This window comes from uncultured Marinobacter sp. (assembly GCF_947259545.1).
In the GTDB taxonomy this organism is placed as follows: domain Bacteria; phylum Pseudomonadota; class Gammaproteobacteria; order Pseudomonadales; family Oleiphilaceae; genus Marinobacter.
Genome location: NZ_CAMYMK010000002.1, coordinates 829,213 through 847,604 on the forward strand (window position 1 = coordinate 829,213; position 18,392 = coordinate 847,604).

Here is an 18,392-nt window from a genome sequence, read left to right on the forward strand (position 1 = left end):
GCGGATTACCATTTGTCCAGTTGCAGGCCGTGAGTTTTCAGGTAGTCGCCGTGTTCCTTCAGATACGCTTTCGTTCTTTCCTGGAAATGCGATGGGTCCCCTTCAACGGGTTTGGCTTGCAGGCGCATTACTTCAATTTCATTGCCGATCTGGCTCTGAATCCACATAACAATCTTCCCACCGGGCGCCAAGCCGATTGTAAGGGTGTGACGTGGCACCTCTCGGATGTCGAAATTAGTTATGACTCTCGCTGGATCGCGCATTCGCTCATTTAAATCCGCAGGAATGCGGATCAAGTGTGCGTAGTACTCTTGCTCGGCAAAAGAAAACCAGTGTATCCAGATTAGTTCTGGGAACGGGTCTGCGGCTGCTCCCGGCCCAGCGGGGCCTTTTGGCCCCTCCCAGCAGCATTTCACCGTGCCTCCGGGTTGGCGCCAGCTGCGTTCGCCGCTTTTTTCCAGAAGAACATCCACAAGCCAAACTTCATAGTGCTCTGGGGCTGCGAATGTGACTCGGCGGTATTCTCCAGTCTCGCTTGTCATGGACGTGCAGCCTTGGCAGGCAATCAATGTGATGCAGATCGCGAATCTGAGACAGATGGTAAGCATCAGTTATTCTCCGTGTTGAAGTAGACGGTCCGCTGTCTCCCATCTTCGGGCATGTTGGTATTGAAGTTACGTAGAATCCTAAGGCTCAATGGAACACCCTTTATGGCTGTATTTATGCTGTTGTAATGAGCCGAGTAGTGGATGTAGCGCTGAATCAAAAGATTGAGCTGCGGAGTGTTCAACCTTGGAGAGTTCTCACCAGCGTCAATTTGCTCCTGAAGGCTTTGATGTATGGGGGTTAGTTCTTCTGGTATTCGTGTGTTCCCACTATTTGGGATAGGCGTAAAAATAACACCCGACTGTTTGGCCAATCTATGCATTAGGGCAAGGGCAACGCGAGAGTATCCTCCGTTGATCGAGCGGTACATTCGGAGTGCAAGTTCGACCCTACCATCAGGAGCGGGGTGCTCGGATCTTTTTGTGAAAATCTCCAGTCGCGGCTCTCCCTGATCATTGCGGGTTTCTGTGCCAGGATTACGGGCAGGAGGCTGAGCAACGGGGAGGCTGTATTCTCCGATCCAACGTTCTGATTCGATGTCTTTCTTCAGAGCCTTCAAGGTATCCCACTGCATAGTTTCTTGGGGCCAAGGGAATCGATCGCGGCTGATAGGGTGGAGAGGGCTGATGAGCACATCCTCGTGCTGCAGTTCGGGGTATCCGCCTCCAATGTCAGAGTGTGCTCCAGGCAGTTTAATTTCCCGAAAGTTTGGAGGTAACTTTGTATCCGGGCCGCGGAGGCTATTAAGTGCAAATAACTTCCGATGTTCATGCTCTGCCGTCAGCTGAACAGCCTTTGTGACGTTCTCCGGATCGAGAAAAAGTCTGACTGGCACGTTATTGTCATTTGCTGCACTGAGATCCCCATTAGCGATGTTCAGTATTGCTGCCACAGAATCAAACAATCCTACAAACCTGATCTCCATCGCTTTAGGCCAAGCTAATCCACGGGCATGCAGGGCTTTTCCGAAGATACCTTTCTCTTTTCGGTTTATTTCGTAAATTGCATGTCGGGCTGCCGCAGCGCCTCTACTGAAGCCGAATATATCAAAAACTAACTTGTGAATTTGTTTACCCTGAACCCGAATTTCAATCTGTGAAGCCAGTTCTTGGAAGGTCTTCACTACTTGCTGGATGATTCCAGTATCTCCCATGCCAGTTGCTGAGCTGATTAAAGAATCCCCATCTCCGGTTTCAGTGCCAACACCTGCTGCGTATACTTTTAGCTGGTACCTACGGGAGTTTTTGTCTTGTAAGTCGTTGTCTGGATACAACTCCCAAAGTTTGGCCACGTTACTGGGCGTATTCCTGTAGCTGCTTCCCATCATTAACCCCAAACGTCGTCTACACTCGGCTATTTCGATCTCATCGTATTCGCCGGATTTCTGACATTCCTTTTCCAGTTCCTGTGCTAAAAGCTGGCTATTAAACGCGTTATTCAACGTCCCATCAGTAAAAATCCCCACCTCAACATGAACCTCCGGCTCCTCTTCTTTCTGTTCGCTCGTGTCTTCCCCGGAGTTAATGCCGGCAATGGTAGTAGCCATCACCGAGGCCTCTGATTCGAGGGTGGAGGATGCCTGTCGGGGCTGATGCTGTTGGTTCTCGTCCGTTTTAGGGCGTTGGTGAAATGCGGGCTCGGGCGAGTCCATGCAGAGCGGTCCACGCTTTATATCCTGCGGTGTCAGCTGAGACGCGTTCAGGTCCTGCATGGGGTAGCTGAGGCCAAAGGGCAGTTCGCTACTGGGCTTCCACTCGCCTCCGCTGGCCAGATCCGGGTTCTCTCGCCAAGTGACCACTGGAGACAAGGGGCCTTCGTCCATTGGTCCGTGGACCAGAAACGCGTCGCCTGCAGCGACCAGATTCACGGTCAACTCGCAGAGGTCTGCCCGGTCATAGGGCTGTAACCTTAGCAGTGTGCGTAGTTCGTGTTCGCGGAAATGTCCTGCGTTGATTTTGTGGCGGGTCTCGGAGGCCGCCAGAAACGGACTTTCTATCCGTGGGATATCGTGGGGGGTCAAATCCATTGACCGCTTGAGTTGCATCGTCACCACTCCTTGCTGACGTTTTGTTTTTCGGCGGGATAAGCATACCGAATTCCGGGCTAATGTAACCGTTTTGTGTCACATTTCAATCAGTCGGTGATTAATCGCTGGCTTGTTCCGGTAAAGGTTTGTTTATAAGTACCATCTTCAATGAGTTCCTGTACTGCGGCATCAAAGTGGTGCCTCAGCCAGATGCCCCGATCTGACAGATGAAACCGATAGGCGAGCTCATTGACTCCAAACTCGTCGCCATGATGAATCATGGCGCGCAGTCCCAGGCGGCCCAGAAGTGCCACGCCATCGGACTGGTACTCGATAGTGGCATCTATTCGCTCGAGCGCCAGCATATGCATGTTTTGCTCAAGCGAATTGGTACGTTGAATCTGGATTCCCGGGTGATTCAGGAACTCATTTGGATAAAATCGCCCCCGAATGATGCCAACTCTAAGGCCCTCCAGGCTTTCAATCGCGTCCAGTGGCCCTGTGTCGTACCGGGTGAAAATCACGAAGCCGTAGGTCAGGGCAACCGGCATACCGGTTATACCGGGTTGTGCCGAGTCACCCACTATTTCAGGGAAAAGGACATCCGCCGTCCCGTCGCGGAACATCTTGTTGGCTCTTGCCCAGTGTTCAATATTCACTGCTTCGCAGTCGACACCCCGAACCTTCAGGCGTTCTATAACGTGCTGTGTCCATTCTGCGTTGGCATTGGTAAGAGTCTGATCACTTGTTGGGCCATTCACTACAAGGCAGGGTGGTTCTGTGGCGGTAGTGGGTATTGACCACACCAAAGCTGACAGCGCGAGAAAGGTTTTGCAGATTCGGCAAACAGCTGAAACGTATGAATACAGCGAGAGCACTTTCATTGCAGCCTACCATTGAAGGATGTCCCTCCAGCTGTGTTTTGTACCCGCGGCTGGTAATGCGAGAGCAACGCTTGTTCTCAATTAATATTAGGTCACCGGCCAGAAAACGAAAGCGATGCGTGAGGTCAGAAGAGGGGGAAGGGAGGTGCCGGGCGACACCTCCGCGTGCGGGGTTAGTCGCGGCTCTCAAGGTACCGCTGCAGTTGCTCGCGAAGTGCCTTCGGCAACCGGGTAATGGTCAAGGCGTCCTTGTCCTTGTCGTAATAGACCGCCTGGTTCACCAGGTCCGATGAGAATGACACGCTCATGCCACCACCGGAACCGGCGATGCGCACCAGTTTCTTGACCTTGCGGTGGTCCGGGTGCAGTACCCCGCTTTCGGGCATTTCTGTGGCCTGGGAGGCAAACTCCTTGAAACGCTCGGGCTGGCTCTCATCGAGGTAGCCGGATAGCGCCTCGATCGCAACGGGCTCGCCCAGGGCATGTTGTTCCTTGCAGAATTCATAGGCACGGGCGCGAACTTTTCCGGCTTCTTCCGGCTCGGAGGTCTTTGCAAAAGCTTCCACCGCATCCAGGAACGTCACGGTTTCTTTTTCCACATCCACCTGATTGGTGAAACCACACAGCTTGATGAACAGGTCGCCGCCTTCACCGGTACCACGGGCGTGTACCAGGGTCAGATAATTCTCGCCGGGGTTGTCGCCGCGCCAGTCGTCCAGTTCGATACGGGCCGCCAGATTCAGGCGGGACAGGCTCAGGATGTCGGTAGCGTCCAGCGTCTGTTTGGCATCGAAACGCATGGCGCTGTCGTTCTCCAGAATCAGCAGGTAGACCACCTCCGAATCGGCCAGGGCTTCGTGAACGATCATCAGGTGCCCCTCAAACTCCTCCTGGGCGCCGTTCAGCAGTTCCTGCCATTGGCCGAACAGGCGGTCGGTCAGGGAGGCAAAGGATTGCTTGTCTTCCAGGTAGTCCTTCAGCCAGCTGCTGAAAGGACTCTCGCCGATATCATCGGAGAAGCGGCCGTATTTCTTGCCGGGTTTACTGTTGAACAGGCGCTTCATCTGTTTGTGAAGGGCCTCGTAGTCGCCGCCCGGCTCGGTCAGCGGCTCACCCGGACGCACCCGTGCTGGTTGTCCGGGTTGGTACTGGCTGGCAAAGAGAGTACGAAGCTGCTTGATGGCCATGAAATCGCTTATCCCTGGTTAGTAAAAAACAAAGCCCTGAGGGCTGACCTTCAGGGCTTTGCATTGTACCGGTTTTCATCAACCGTTAAATGTCGGGTTACGCTGAGTTAGATCCGCTTGTTGCGAACCAGGTCCTGCACCAGCTCGTTAACTGCGCCAGGAATGTCCTGATCGCTGTCTGCGGAAGCCGTAGCGGTGGCCACATCGGAACCCAGGTTAACCGCAACCGCGATCAGCCCGTGGGCGGACAGCAATTGCGCCGTGCGCCGGCGATCCTCAACCGTGCCCGCGTTATCCTCGCTGAGCACGACGGTGGTCTTGCCCTGATCAAACAGTGCGCGCTCCACAGCCAGTGCCAGCGCCGGTGCCTGCTTGCCGTTACAGGCAATAATGGCCGGCTTCTGGGCCAGGCGACGGGCACGTTCTTCCACGCTGACCGGTTCCAGGGATTCCACGTCACTTGCGGTACCGGCAATCATACCGGCGCCCACCGTAACGTTGGTCAACCTGTCGATCACGATAAAGCTGCCAGTCGCGTGGTTGCGTGGGTAGGCGTCAAATGCGATCGGCTGGCTCAGGGTCAGCTCGCAAAGGCCGATTTCATTGAGCTGAAGCTCTGTTGGATTGGCATTCTGCTCAAGGGTGTTCACGTCAGTCTGGTGATGAATGGTTTTCACGGTACCAGAGGTGAACGTTGGTCCCAGCTTGATGTCATACAGGCGACCGGTTTCCAGGGGGGCGTCGGTCATCCACACGATGTTGGCGTTGAAGCGGTTGCCCACTTCCGGCTCATCTTCCGCCTTGACCAGCATGTCACCACGACTGATGTCGATCTCATCATTCAGGGTCAGGGTGACGGCCTGGTCGATGTAAGCCTCTTCCATGTTCCCTTCAAAGGTAACGATGTCCTTGACCGTACTGGTACGGCGGGAGGGCAGGGCCATGACCTTGTCGCCGGGGTGGATAACACCGGACGCGATGGTGCCGCAAAACCCGCGGAAGTTCAGGTTGGGACGGTTGACGTACTGAACCGGGAAACGGAAGTGCTCCAGGTTCTTGTCCCGGGATACTTCCACGGTCTCCAGGATTTCCATCAACGGCTGGCCGTCAAACCAGGGAGTGTTCTCGCTCCGGTTGACCACGTTGTCGCCTTCCAGGGCTGAGATTGGCACGAAACGGATGTCTTTCAGGCCGAGCTTGGCGGCGAACGCCAGGTAATCATCCTTGATCTCGTTGAAGCGCTCCTCACTGAAGTCCACCAGATCCATCTTGTTGATGGCCACCACGATGTGGCGGATGCCCAGCAGGGACGCAATGTACGAATGCCGGCGGGTCTGGGTCAGCACCCCGTAGCGGGCGTCAATCATCAGAATAGCCAGCTGCGCCGTAGAGGCCCCGGTGGCCATGTTGCGGGTGTACTGCTCATGGCCCGGGGTGTCGGCGATGATGAACTTGCGCTTGTCCGTGGAAAAATAACGGTAGGCCACATCAATGGTAATGCCTTGTTCCCGCTCGGCCTGCAGCCCGTCCACCAACAGGGCCAGGTCCAACTTTTCACCAGTGGTGCCCACTTTGGCGCTGTCGGTCTTCAGGCTGGCCATGTGATCTTCGTAGATCATCTTGGTGTCATGGAGCAGGCGGCCGATCAGGGTGCTTTTACCATCGTCGACACTGCCGCATGTCAGCAGACGCAGCAGTTCCTTGTTTTCGTGTTGCTTCAGGTAGGCCTGAATATCCTCGGCGATCAGATCAGACTGGTGTGACATCTTAGAAGTACCCTTCCCGCTTTTTCTGTTCCATGGAGCCGGCCGAATCGTGGTCGATCACGCGGCCCTGACGTTCGGAGCTGGTGGCCAGCAGCATTTCCTGAATGATCTCCGGCAGTGTGTCTGCCTCGGATTCAATGGCGCCGGTCAGCGGGTAGCAGCCCAGGGTGCGGAAGCGGATGGATTTCATCATCGGCTTTTCGCCTTCTTCCAGGGGCATACGGTCGTCGTCCACCATGATCAGCGTGCCGTCGCGCTCCACCACCGGGCGTTTGGCGGCGTAATACAGGGGGACAATCTCGATGTTTTCCAGGTAGATGTACTGCCAGATGTCCAGCTCGGTCCAGTTGGACAGCGGGAATACGCGGATGCTCTCGCCCTTGTTGATCTTACCGTTGTAGGTATTCCAGAGCTCCGGGCGCTGGTTCTTGGGGTCCCAGCGATGGTAGGCGTCGCGGAAGGAGTACACGCGTTCCTTGGCGCGGGATTTTTCTTCGTCCCGGCGGGCACCACCAAACGCGGCATCAAATTTGTACTTGTCCAGGGCCTGCTTCAGGGCCTGGGTTTTCATGACATCGGTGTGCTTGGCGCTACCGTGGGTAAACGGGCCGATACCCTGCTTGATGCCGTCCTCATTCTTGTGGACGATCAGGTCCAGCCCGTACTCCTTTGCCTTGCGATCACGGAACTCGATCATGTCCCGGAACTTCCAGGTGGTGTCGATGTGCATCAGCGGGAAAGGAAGCTTGCCCGGGTAAAAGGCCTTGCGGGCCAGGTGCAGCATTACCGCTGAGTCCTTGCCAATGGAGTAAAGCATGACCGGGTTATCGAACTCGGCCGCGACCTCCCGAATGATGTGGATGCTTTCAGCTTCCAGCTGTTTGAGATGGGTCAGGTTATATGTGGTCATCGTATTCCGTTGCCGCCTTGCGTGCCGAAAGTGGCTTTGCGTGTGAGTAGAGCAACTATACCAGAGGCGATTAGGGTATAAGAAGGTGTGTAACTAGAGTTTGGTGCTATATGAATATATCGGGAGCATGCCCATAGGGTGGGGCGTTACGGCTAGTCGCTTCTTCGCCGGTCAGGACGGTGTGTCAGAAGAGGAGAGCAGTTTGCTGACGTAGCGATCCACGTAGTCGTACCCATTGCCTTCAAATTCCGCAAATTGAATGCCGACGTGGAATTCGTCGCGGGCGATACGGCGCATATGGACGATGTTGCCTTCTGCAATAACGGACACGGGCTGGGTTGGTACCACCGGGACGGAAAACCTTGCGGTAACGGGAATAACGCTGCCGGGAACCGGCGCCTTCTGGCTGGGAACCAGTTCTTTTGCCAGGGCCTGATCGCAGGAAATCATAATGCCGGTTCGGGAAAGGTTAGCGATTTTGCAGGTCAGACAGCTGCCATCTTTCCGTTCAATGGTGACATCCACGGAGACGCCCACCCGCTGTTGGTTACGAAGATTTGTCTTGAAGGCAACTGGTTTCATTCTGACTCTTTTGGCGTGTTTGGTCTCAAAGTTGGCTGCCTTTCCCATAACGCTCGTCCAAAATTCCCGGAACTGACCTTTGAAAACAGGGTTAGTGAATTACTCGATCGCTGTGTCGAGTAGCCTGGTCATTTGATGAAGATGTAGTGCATATTTTTATAACTATCTGAAAGTCTAATTGTTTAATTGCTGAACAGCAACATGTCTGTCGTTATTAGTGTCAGTTTTGTGACTTAATTCTGAACGAGGCGTCAGAAACTTTTACCTTCGCGGTCATGCCAGTGAGTTACTTCCCGGGCGTTCGTTACCGGTATTGCTTCAGGCCTTCAGCGTGCTGAGGTAAACTGTCGCCCTAAACTCACTCGTGGGCGATGTGCCCCAGGAATCCTGGCGCGTATATGACAGACAAACCACAAACCTCCGTAACCGGCAGCGGCAAGGTCGGCTTTATCAGCCTTGGGTGCCCGAAAGCACTGGTCGATTCCGAACGCATCCTCACCCAGTTGCGGCTGGATGGGTATGACGTTGTGCCAACCTACGACGATGCTGATATTGTGGTGGTGAATACCTGTGGGTTTATCGATGCTGCCAAGCAGGAGTCCCTGGACGCCATTGGCGAAGCCATCAATGAAAATGGCAAGGTCATCGTGACCGGCTGCATGGGTGTGGAGGCAGACAAAATCCGCGACACCCATCCGGGTGTGCTGGCGGTATCCGGTCCTCACGCTTATGAAGAAGTGGTTGGCGCGGTCCACCAGTTCGTGCCACCGAAAAAAGAGCACGACCCTTTCACTGATCTGGTTCCGCCCCAGGGTGTGAAACTGACGCCCAGACACTACGCGTACCTGAAGATTTCCGAAGGCTGCAACCACCGCTGCACCTTCTGCATCATCCCGTCCATGCGGGGTGATCTGGTCAGCCGCCCCATCGGTGATGTCATGGACGAAGCCAAGCGCCTGGTGGACGCCGGTGTCAAAGAACTGCTGGTGATCTCCCAGGACACCTCGGCATACGGTGTCGATACCAAGTACCGCACCGGCTTCTGGCAGGGCCGGCCCCTGAAAACCAAAATGCAGTCACTGTGTGAAGCGCTGGGTGAAATGGGCGTGTGGGTGCGGTTGCACTATGTGTATCCCTATCCCCACGTGGACGATGTGATTCCGTTGATGGCTGAAGGCAAGATCCTGCCGTACCTGGATATTCCGTTCCAGCACGCCAGCCCGCGAGTTCTCAAGGCCATGAAGCGCCCGGCCCACGATAGCAAGACTCTGGAGCGCATCCGCAAGTGGCGTGAAATCTGCCCCGAGCTGACCATCCGCTCCACCTTCATCGTCGGTTTCCCCGGTGAAACGGAAGAGGATTTCCAGTACCTGCTGGACTGGCTCGACGAAGCTCAGCTGGATCGCGTCGGCGCGTTCAAATACAGCCCGGTGGAAGGCGCCAAAGCCAACGAAATCGAGGGCGCGGTACCCGAGGAAGTAAAAGAAGAGCGCCTGGCCCGTTTCATGGAAAAGCAGGCCCAGATCTCCGCCGCTCGCTTGCAGGCCAAGATCGGTCAAACTATTGATGTGCTGATCGACGAAGTCGACGAAGAGGGTGCCATTGGCCGCTCCAAGGCTGATGCTCCGGAGATTGACGGCATGGTTTATCTCAACGACGAAACCGACCTGGCACCCGGGCAGATTGTTCAGGCCGTCGTCGAGCATGCTGATGAGCATGATCTATGGGGTCGGCTCGTCTGACTTGGGCTCCTAGCCTGACAGATATGGGGGAGGGCCTTGGCGGGCGGCTCCTCCCAAAAAACGCTCCTTCGGCACATCCCTGTGGCGCTTCTGCTCCGCCATCCCTGGCTCCGCAAATTTTTGGGAGGAGCCGCCCGCCAAGGCCGCCATACTCGGAGATAACGCCAAGGACAAGGCTCGCTGTAGGTCGGATTAGCGAAGCGTAACCCGGCGTAGTTTGTCTTTGGAGATTACTGTGTTGACCGAAGGGTGTGTTTGATGCCCCTTCCCAAAAATTTCGGAGGCCATGGATGGCCGGAGAGAAGCGCACATGGATGTGCTCGTAGCGGTTTTTGGGAAGGGGCATCAAACACACCCCTCCCCACAATCAGGCAGGCTAGGGCCTCACCAAACATGCAAGACCCAAAGCCGACCTTTTACCCCCCAAGCTTCTTAACAAGAATCTCGTTAAACAGCTTTGGATTCCCCTGGCCCTTGGAGGCCTTCATCAGGGGCCCCATGAAGCCGCCGAGCATCTTCTTGCGCTTCTTGGGATCTTCCTCGTTCTGATACTGGGCCACCTGATCCGGCATGCCGGCCAGGACTTCGTCGACCATTGCCTCCAGCGCGCCGGTGTCAGACACCTGCTTCAGGCCCTTGGCATCGATGATGGCGTCGACATTGTCATTCTCGCCGCTCCACAGGGCTTCAAACACCTTCTTGGCGCCAGCAGAAGAAATCGTGTTGTCGGCAATCCGCACCACCAGGTCGCCCAGCTGGGCACCGGAGATGGGAGAGTCGGCTACCGTTTTCTCTTCGGCATTCAGGCGTGCGGAGAACTCGCCCTGGATCCAGTTTGACGTCAGCTTGGCATCTTTCCCGTGGCTGACGGCTTCCTCGAAGAAAGCGGCCAGTTTTGAGTCGCCACCGAGCAGGCCGGCATCGTAGTCATTGAGGCCGTACTGATCCATGAACCGCGCCTTACGGGCATCCGGCAGTTCCGGAAGGCTGTTGCGGGCCTCTTCAATGAACGAATCATCGATCTCCACCGGCAGCAGGTCGGGGCAGGGGAAGTAGCGGTAATCGTTGGCTTCTTCCTTGGTCCGCATGGAGCGGGACTCGTCCCGGTCGCCGTTGTAGAGGCGGGTTTCCTGCACGATGGTGCCGCCGTCTTCCAGAATGTCCATCTGACGCTCCACCTCGTGGGCGATGGCCTGCTCCATGAAGCGGAAGGAGTTCAGGTTCTTGGTTTCCGTACGGGTGCCCAGAGTCTCGGAGCCCTTCGGTTTCAGTGAGATGTTCACGTCAAAGCGCATGGAGCCCTGGGACATGTCGCCGTCGCAGATGCCCAACGAGGTCACGATGCTGTGCAGCTTTTTGGCGAACGCCACCGCTTCCTCGGCGTTGGTCATGTCCGGCTCGGTGACCACCTCGATCAGCGGCGTGCCGGCGCGGTTCAGGTCGATGCCGGACATGCCGTGGCCAAGTTCGTCATAGAAGGTATCGTGCAGGGATTTGCCCGCATCTTCTTCCAGGTGGGCGTGGTGAATGCGCACGCGCTTGGTTTCGCCGCTGGCCAGATCAATGTCCACATAGCCGGGCCCAACAATCGGGCGCTCCAGTTGGGTGGTCTGGTAGCCCTTGGGCAGGTCTGGGTAGAAATAGTTCTTGCGTTCAAACACCGAGCGACGCTCGATTTCGGCATTGACCGCCAGGCCAAACATGACCGCGTAGCGGAACGCCTGCTCATTGGGCACGGGCAGGGTGCCAGGCATTGCCAGATCAACCGCGTTGGCCTGGGTGTTGGGCTCGGCACCGTAAGCGGTGCTGGAGCCGGAAAAGATCTTGGTTTTGGTGGCGAGCTGAACGTGAATTTCCAGCCCGATCACAATGTCCCATTGCATACTCATTCTCCTGTCTCGGGCTTATTGCGGTTCACGCTGGTGCCAGTCGGTTGCTTGCTGAAACTGATGGGCGGCGTTCAGCAGTCGGGCTTCGGAGAAGTAATCCCCGATAATTTGCAGGCCAACCGGAAGTCCGTCGACAAAACCTGCCGGCACCGACATGGCCGGTACGCCGGCCAGATTCACGGCGATGGTGAAAATGTCTTCCAGGTACATGGTGACCGGATCGTTGGTCTTCTCGCCCTGAACAAACGCCGGTGACGGCGAGGTTGGGCTCATCAGCACGTCCACTTCCTTGAAGGCATTGATAAAATCCTGCTGAATCAGGCGACGGACTTTCTGGGCCTTGAGGTAGTAAGCATCAAAATAGCCAGCCGACAGCGCATAGGTGCCCACCAGAATCCGACGCTTGACCTCGGTGCCGAAACCTTCCGCACGGGTACGGGTGTACATGTCCATCAAGTCTTTCGGATCGTCGCAGCGGTAACCGTAACGCGCGCCGTCAAAACGGGACAGGTTGGCGGACGCCTCGGCCGGTGCAATCACGTAGTAAGCGGCAATCGCCAGTTTGGCGTTGGGCAGTGATACCTCTTTGACTGTCGCACCCAGCTTCTCGTATTCCTTCACCGCATTGCGAACCTGCTCTTCCATGGCCGGGCTGAGCTGGTCGCTGAAGTACTCCTTCGGCAGCCCGATCTTCAGGCCTTTCAATGGCTCATTCAGCGTCGCGGTGTAATCCGGCAACTCCCGGTCAATAGATGTGGAGTCCTTCGGATCAAAGCCGGCCATCACGTTCAGCATCAGCGCGTTGTCCTCGGCGGTTCTCGCCATGGTGCCACCCTGATCCAGGCTGGAGGCAAAGGCGATCATGCCGTAACGGGAAACCCGCCCGTAGGTCGGCTTCAGACCAGTAATGCCACACAGTGCCGCCGGCTGGCGGATAGACCCGCCGGTATCCGTCGCCGTCGCTGCCGGCACCAGTCGGGCGGCAACTGCTGCAGCAGAACCGCCGGACGAGCCACCGGGAACCCGCTTATCGCCCTGGCTCAGTCCCCACGGATTGGTGGTGGCGCCAAAATAGCTCGACTCCGTGGAAGAGCCCATGGCGAACTCATCCATATTGGTCTTGCCAAGACACACTGCGCCGGCCTTGCGGAAATTTCCCGTGACTGTGGCGTCATAGGGGGGAACAAAATTCTCCAGCATCTTCGAACCACAGGTGGTGCGAACGCCATTGGTGCAGAAAATATCCTTGTGAGCGAAGGGCACCCCGGTCCAGGGCGTCGCGTTACCGGCAGCACGCTGTTCGTCCGCCGCCTTAGCGTCCGCCAGTGCCTGCTCTTCGGTCACGGTAATGAAGCTGTTGAACCGACCGTCTTCCTGCTTGATACGGTCAAGAAACTGTTGAGTAAGCTCCACGCTGGAAATCTCACCACGTTCCAGTTCGCGGGAGAGCTCTGCTACAGATTTGTTATGCATGATACTTCCTGTTTACGTCGCTGTTCGTCCGATCACTCGATAACGCGTGGTACAAGATAAAGACCGTCTTCAGTGGCTGGCGCTATGGCCTGGAACGCTTCCCGCTGATTGGTCTCGGTCACCTCGTCTTTGCGCAGGCGTTGAACTGCATCAAGCGGGTGGGCCAGGGGCTCCACATCGGCGGTATCCGCTGCCCCCAGCTGATCGACCAGGTCCAGAATATTGCCCAGGTCTTTCTCAAGTGCCGAGACCTGCTCCTCGTCCACGCGAATGCGGGCGAGGACAGCGACTTTCTCAATGTCCTTGCGGGAAATGGTCACATTGCCTCCCAGGGTAAATGAAATTTCAGTAACTTAAGGTGCGTGCTGCCCGAGGTATGGGAGCTGCCGGGAATGACCTTTCCGAAACTGTGCGGAGCCAGGGATGGCGGAGCCCAAGCGTACATGGACGTATTTACAGCGTGTTTCGGAAAGGTCATTCCCGGCAGTTCTTGCACCAACCGACAGAAATGAAGGTCGTATGGTAACAGATTCGAACACAAGCGGGAGGGGGGCCGCTTTGTGTGGCAAAGTTGTGGCAAAGTGTTAATGGATAGGCTCAGGGCCCGATCGTGCCTTGCCTGCGGGGGTGCTCGCTGCTAAAGTTGCCGCATCTTTTCTGCGACTGCAACTCTCAGGTTGAAACTACACGAATGTTGATTAAAAGACTCCGAGGTTTATTCTCAAGCGACCTGTCCATCGACCTGGGCACCGCGAACACCCTTATATACGTGCGCGAGCGCGGAATTGTGCTGAATGAGCCCTCCGTTGTGGCCATTCGCACCAGTAACTCCCAGAAAATGGTCGCAGCAGTTGGCTCCGAAGCTAAGCGGATGCTGGGCCGTACGCCCGGAAACATTACCGCCATCCGCCCCATGAAAGACGGCGTAATCGCAGACTTCGTGGTGACAGAAAAAATGCTGCAGCACTTTATCCACAAAGTGCATGAGAACAGCTTTATTACCCCCAGCCCGCGAGTGCTGGTGTGCGTACCGAGCAAGTCTACCCAGGTTGAGCGTAAAGCCATCCGTGAGTCCGCTCTCGGTGCGGGTGCCCGTGAAGTCTATCTGATCGAAGAACCCATGGCCGCGGCGATCGGCGCTGGCCTGCCGGTAGAAGAAGCCAGCGGTTCCATGATCGTCGATATCGGTGGTGGTACCACCGAGATTGCCATCATTTCCCTGAACGGCATCGTCTATGCCGAATCCGTCCGGGTTGGTGGTGACAAATTCGACGAAGCCATCGTTACCTATGTACGCCGCAACTACGGCAGCCTGATCGGCGACTCCACCGCCGAGCGCATCAAGCACGAAATCGGCTGCGCCTACGAAGGCCTGGATATCCGCGAAATTGACGTTCGCGGTCGTAACCTGGCCGAAGGCGTTCCCAGGGCCTTCACCCTGAACAGCGAGGAAATTCTTGATGCGCTGCAGGAATCACTGGCCCAGATTGTTCAGACCGTGAAAAGCGCGCTGGAACAGTCTCCGCCCGAACTGGCATCTGACATCGCCGAGCGCGGAATCGTGCTGACAGGTGGTGGCGCCCTGCTGCGTGGGTTGGACAAGCTGATCAGTGAAGAGACTGGCCTGCCGGTGATCATTGCCGAAGATCCGCTGACCTGTGTGGCTCGTGGTGGCGGCAAGGCACTGGAAGTGATTGACCGGGGCGGAATCGGAATGTTCTCCCAGGAGGGGTAAAAGCAGTGGTACTGGCATCACGCCTGACACCCTTATATCCCCGACCGCCGCAGGTGGATTTCCTCTGCGGCGGTTGTCGTATCTGCCCGGTATTTAATGGCGGGAGGATCAGCCATTAAGACCATCTTCGTGCAAGGCCCCGTTCCCGGCTTCAGACTATTGCTGGTGATTGTCATTTCAGTGGTCATGATCGTTGCGGATGCCCGCTTCGACAGACTGATGCCTGTCCGCAGCGTGATCGGCACCGGCCTTGCTCCGATCCACTGGCTGGGCAACGCGCCTTCCGAGCTCGAGCACTGGGTTGCTGGCCTGTTTACCACCCGGGAAGACCTCCAGGCTGAAAATGAAGACCTCAGGGCGCGCCTGCTGATCCTTGAGCGCAGGGCCCTGAAGTACGCCGCTCTCGCATCCGAAAACAATGAACTCCGCCGTTTGATGAACTCCTCCGAAGTCCTGGACGACCGGGTCATCGTGGGTGAAATCGTCGGCGTGTCACCAGACCCGTTCTCCCACGAAGTCGTCATTAACAAGGGCAGCCGAGACGGTGTGACCGTTGGTCAGGCGATCCTCGATGCCCATGGCCTGCTGGGACAGGTACAGCAAACCAGCAGCTTCACTTCACGAGTCTTGCTGGTCTCCGACAGCAGTCACGCAGTGCCCGTCGAAGTCGTCCGTAATGGTCTGCGGGCCATCCTGCTCGGTAACGGCGATATCAATGCCCTGGAACTGGTACACGTGCCAGACACGGCCGACATCCGGGAAGGCGACCTGTTGGTCAGCTCGGGGTTGGGCGGGCGCTTCCCCGAAGGCTATCCAGTAGCCGAGGTGGCCAGCATTACCAAGGAATCGGGTGAACCCTTCGTGAATATTGAGGCAACGCCAAAGGCCCGTCTGAACCAGAGTCGATTGGTATTGGTTGTGTTCCCGCCGGAAGGGAAAAAAGACGAGGACGGCAATACACCTGGCCAGGACGGTGCCACGGTGAATGTTGAACCTGGCGAAGGGGAGGACGGCTGATGTTATCCGTGATCAGTTACCCGGTATTTGCCATCAGTATCATCCTGTCACTGGTATTGAGTATTTCCCTGTTTCCAGTGGGGTGGTTTGAGTTCCGTCCCGAGTGGCTGGGCCTGATGGTGTTCTACTGGGCCTTCCGTGCGCCGGCGCAGTTCGGGATAGTATTTGCCTGGTGTCTGGGCTTGTTACTCGACGTTCTGGAGGCCACACATCTTGGCGTTAATGCTCTGGGGATGGCCTTGATAGCGTTCCTGGTTCTGACCATTCATCAACGCCTGCGAATGTACCCCATACCACAGCAGTGCCTGATGGTGTTTCTGTTGATTGGTATCAACCAGATGCTGGTGCACTTCATCAAGCAGATACTGGGCGGTGAGGATGCAGGGTTCAGCTATCTCTGGCCAGCCCTGAGCAGCGCGCTTGTCTGGCCGTTTGTCTGCGTGCTGCTGGATAATCTCAACCGCAAACTGGGATAGGGTGTTCCCATGCAGTCCATCATTCTGGCTTCGGCCTCCCCAAGACGCGCCGAACTGTTGACGCAAATCGGTGTGCCTTTTCATACCCGGCCTGTGGGCATTGATGAAACACCGCAGGGTGATGAATCACCATCCGCCTATGTGGAACGCCTGGCCAGGGAAAAAGCCGTTGCCGGGGTCTCGGATCCCGATGAGATTGTTATCGGGTCCGATACCTCGGTGGTGCTTGGCGGAGACATTCTGGGTAAACCCGTGAACGCCGCCGATGCGGAAGCAACGCTGGGCCGGCTGTCCGGTCATACCCATCAGGTCATGACAGCGGTTGCACTGGCAGCGGGTGGGCAGTGTTATACCCGTGTGGTGATTACCGATGTGACCTTCCGGGAGCTTTGTCCGGAGGAGATCCGCGCCTATATCGCAAGCGGCGAGCCGATGGACAAAGCTGGCAGTTATGGAATTCAGGGGCTTGGTGGTATTTTTGTGAAGGAAATACGAGGCAGTTACAGCTCAGTCGTGGGTTTGCCGCTGCAGGAAACTGCCACGCTGCTGGCGCAAGCCGGTTACCCGGTCTGGAAAGTCTGGCAACGTAGTCTGGAGAGCCACAATGAGTGAAGAAATACTGATCAACGTTACCCCGGTCGAGACAAGGGTGGCTCTTGTCGAAAACGGCATGCTGCAGGAAGCCTACATCGAGCGCACCAGCCGCAAGGGGATTGTCGGCAATATTTACAAGGGTAAGGTTGTTCGGGTGCTGCCCGGTATGGAGGCGGCGTTTGTCGATATCGGGCTGGAACGGGCCGCTTTCATTCACGCTTCCGATGTGGTGAACGGACAGTCGTCCGACGATGGCAATGACTCCCCGAAAGTCGTCCCGGATATCCGTACGCTCCTGCGCGAGGGACAATCCCTGGTGGTGCAGGTAACCAAGGACCCGATTGGCACCAAGGGGGCCCGCCTTACGACCCAGTTATCGATTCCTTCCCGCTATCTGGTGTTTATGCCGGGGATTTACCACGTTGGTATTTCCCAGCGTATTGAGGATGACGCGGAACGCACACGGTTAAAAACTCTGGTGGAAGAGGCTGCCGCCGAACAAACCGACGTGCAGGGTGGGTATATTATCCGCACCGCTGCGGAAGCCGCTGCGGCGGATGACCTGATCGGTGATATGAAGTACCTGCATCGCCTCAGTCAGTCCATCCATGAACGCATTGCCCGGGTCCAGGCGCCGACGGTGGTGTATCAGGATCTGCCTCTGTTTATCCGTACCATTCGTGACCTGATCCGACCTCAAACCGAAAAGGTCCGTATCGATAGCCGGGAGAGCCACCAGCGGGTGATGGAGTTTGTGGAAGAATTCGTGACCGAGTTCTCCGACAAAGTGGAGTATTATCCCGGCGAGCGTCCCATCTTCGATCTGTATTCCGTGGAAGATGAAATCCAGAAGGCGCTCAGCCGCAAGGTGCAGCTCAAGTCAGGCGGTTACGTGATCATCGATCAGACCGAGGCGATGACCACCATCGACATCAATACCGGGGCATTTGTCGGGCACCGGAACCTGGAAGAAACCATCTTCAAGACCAACCTGGAAGCGGCCCGCGCGATCAGTCGCCAGCTCCGACTGCGAAACCTTGGCGGCATCATCATCATCGACTTTATCGATATGGAAGACACCGAGCACCAGCGGCAGGTTCATCGGATGCTGGAGAAAATGCTGGAACGGGATCACGCCAAGACCAAGATCACCGGGGTGTCGGAACTGGGGCTGGTTGAGATGACCCGCAAACGAACCACGGAGAGCCTTGGCCAGATCCTCTGTGAGCCTTGTCCCATCTGCGATGGTCGTGGCTTCCTGAAAACCAGCGAAACCGTATGCTATGAGGTGTTCCGGGAAATTCTCCGGGTCAACCGTGCCTACGACGCGGAGAGCTACCTGGTGATGGCTTCCCAGAGCGTGGTGGACCGCCTGCTGGATGAGGAATCCGATAACGTTGCCGATCTGGAAACCTTTATTGAGAAAACCATTCGGTTCCAGGTCGAGCCCTTTTACAGCCAGGAACAGTACGACGTAGTCCTGCTGTAGTCACCAGGTAAGCGAT

16 protein-coding genes are annotated in these 18,392 nt (G+C 56.4%); 6 read left to right on the forward strand and 10 right to left on the reverse strand.

What is annotated here, in order from left to right:
* Positions 1 to 5 precede the first annotated feature (5 nt).
* The 7 genes from Q0Y21_RS03975 to Q0Y21_RS04005 all read right to left on the reverse strand — a co-directional run bounded on the left by Q0Y21_RS03975 (position 6) and on the right by Q0Y21_RS04005 (position 7,961).
* Positions 6 to 608: a DUF2931 family protein gene (locus tag Q0Y21_RS03975; protein WP_297791769.1), complete on the reverse strand. Its 603-nt coding sequence runs from the start codon at positions 606 to 608 to the stop codon at positions 6 to 8.
* Positions 608 to 2,650, reverse strand: coding sequence for a DUF2235 domain-containing protein (locus Q0Y21_RS03980; RefSeq protein ID WP_297791771.1), 2,043 nt, complete (start codon positions 2,648 to 2,650; stop codon positions 608 to 610). Before Q0Y21_RS03980 ends, Q0Y21_RS03975 begins: the two co-directional genes overlap by 1 nt.
* 89 nt (positions 2,651 to 2,739) lie before the next feature.
* Positions 2,740 to 3,393, reverse strand: coding sequence for a transporter substrate-binding domain-containing protein (locus Q0Y21_RS03985; RefSeq protein ID WP_297791773.1), 654 nt, complete (start codon positions 3,391 to 3,393; stop codon positions 2,740 to 2,742).
* Between the two features lie 296 nt (positions 3,394 to 3,689).
* Positions 3,690 to 4,703: a nucleoid-associated protein gene (locus tag Q0Y21_RS03990; protein ID WP_297791775.1), complete on the reverse strand. Its 1,014-nt coding sequence runs from the start codon at positions 4,701 to 4,703 to the stop codon at positions 3,690 to 3,692.
* Positions 4,704 to 4,810: 107 nt separating this feature from the next.
* Complete coding sequence (gene cysN, locus Q0Y21_RS03995) at positions 4,811 to 6,469, reverse strand: sulfate adenylyltransferase subunit CysN (protein ID WP_297791777.1); 1,659 nt, start codon at positions 6,467 to 6,469, stop codon at positions 4,811 to 4,813.
* Between the two features lies 1 nt (position 6,470).
* Positions 6,471 to 7,379 (reverse strand): sulfate adenylyltransferase subunit CysD, encoded by a 909-nt coding sequence (gene cysD / locus Q0Y21_RS04000; protein ID WP_297791779.1) that lies wholly within the window; start codon positions 7,377 to 7,379, stop codon positions 6,471 to 6,473.
* Between the two features lie 171 nt (positions 7,380 to 7,550).
* The gene (locus tag Q0Y21_RS04005; RefSeq protein ID WP_297791781.1) at positions 7,551 to 7,961 is read right to left on the reverse strand and encodes a PilZ domain-containing protein; all 411 of its coding nucleotides are present in this window, start codon (positions 7,959 to 7,961) and stop codon (positions 7,551 to 7,553) included.
* Between the two features lie 398 nt (positions 7,962 to 8,359).
* On the opposite strand from Q0Y21_RS04005, the gene rimO reads away from it, so the two are divergent.
* Positions 8,360 to 9,703 carry a 30S ribosomal protein S12 methylthiotransferase RimO gene (rimO, locus tag Q0Y21_RS04010; protein ID WP_297791783.1) on the forward strand — a complete coding sequence of 448 codons (1,344 nt, stop codon included), beginning with the start codon at positions 8,360 to 8,362 and terminating at the stop codon, positions 9,701 to 9,703.
* A 416-nt stretch (positions 9,704 to 10,119) separates the two neighbouring features.
* On the opposite strand, the gene gatB is transcribed toward rimO, so the two are convergent.
* From gatB to gatC, 3 genes are read right to left on the reverse strand one after another with little or no spacing between them, the layout of a single operon-like run.
* Positions 10,120 to 11,586, reverse strand: coding sequence for an Asp-tRNA(Asn)/Glu-tRNA(Gln) amidotransferase subunit GatB (gatB, locus tag Q0Y21_RS04015; protein WP_297791786.1), 1,467 nt, complete (start codon positions 11,584 to 11,586; stop codon positions 10,120 to 10,122).
* 21 nt (positions 11,587 to 11,607) lie between these two features.
* Positions 11,608 to 13,065 carry an Asp-tRNA(Asn)/Glu-tRNA(Gln) amidotransferase subunit GatA gene (gatA, locus tag Q0Y21_RS04020; protein ID WP_297791788.1) on the reverse strand — a complete coding sequence of 486 codons (1,458 nt, stop codon included), beginning with the start codon at positions 13,063 to 13,065 and terminating at the stop codon, positions 11,608 to 11,610.
* A 32-nt stretch (positions 13,066 to 13,097) separates the two neighbouring features.
* A complete protein-coding gene (gene gatC, locus Q0Y21_RS04025) occupies positions 13,098 to 13,385 on the reverse strand; it encodes an Asp-tRNA(Asn)/Glu-tRNA(Gln) amidotransferase subunit GatC (protein WP_297791790.1) in 288 nt (95 codons plus the stop codon).
* A 374-nt stretch (positions 13,386 to 13,759) separates the two neighbouring features.
* Between gatC and Q0Y21_RS04030 the strand changes: the two genes are divergently transcribed.
* The 5 genes from Q0Y21_RS04030 to rng all read left to right on the forward strand — a co-directional run bounded on the left by Q0Y21_RS04030 (position 13,760) and on the right by rng (position 18,376).
* A complete protein-coding gene (locus Q0Y21_RS04030) occupies positions 13,760 to 14,800 on the forward strand; it encodes a rod shape-determining protein (protein WP_012136306.1) in 1,041 nt (346 codons plus the stop codon).
* A gap of 129 nt (positions 14,801 to 14,929) precedes the next feature.
* Positions 14,930 to 15,817 (forward strand): rod shape-determining protein MreC, encoded by an 888-nt coding sequence (mreC, locus tag Q0Y21_RS04035; RefSeq protein WP_297791792.1) that lies wholly within the window; start codon positions 14,930 to 14,932, stop codon positions 15,815 to 15,817.
* A complete protein-coding gene (gene mreD / locus Q0Y21_RS04040; protein WP_297791794.1) occupies positions 15,817 to 16,293 on the forward strand; it encodes a rod shape-determining protein MreD in 477 nt (158 codons plus the stop codon). The genes mreC and mreD overlap by 1 nt, the downstream gene beginning before the upstream one ends.
* 9 nt (positions 16,294 to 16,302) lie before the next feature.
* Complete coding sequence (locus Q0Y21_RS04045) at positions 16,303 to 16,905, forward strand: Maf family protein (protein ID WP_297791796.1); 603 nt, start codon at positions 16,303 to 16,305, stop codon at positions 16,903 to 16,905.
* Complete coding sequence (rng, locus tag Q0Y21_RS04050) at positions 16,898 to 18,376, forward strand: ribonuclease G (protein WP_297791798.1); 1,479 nt, start codon at positions 16,898 to 16,900, stop codon at positions 18,374 to 18,376. The genes Q0Y21_RS04045 and rng overlap by 8 nt, the downstream gene beginning before the upstream one ends.
* Positions 18,377 to 18,392: the final 16 nt, after the last annotated feature.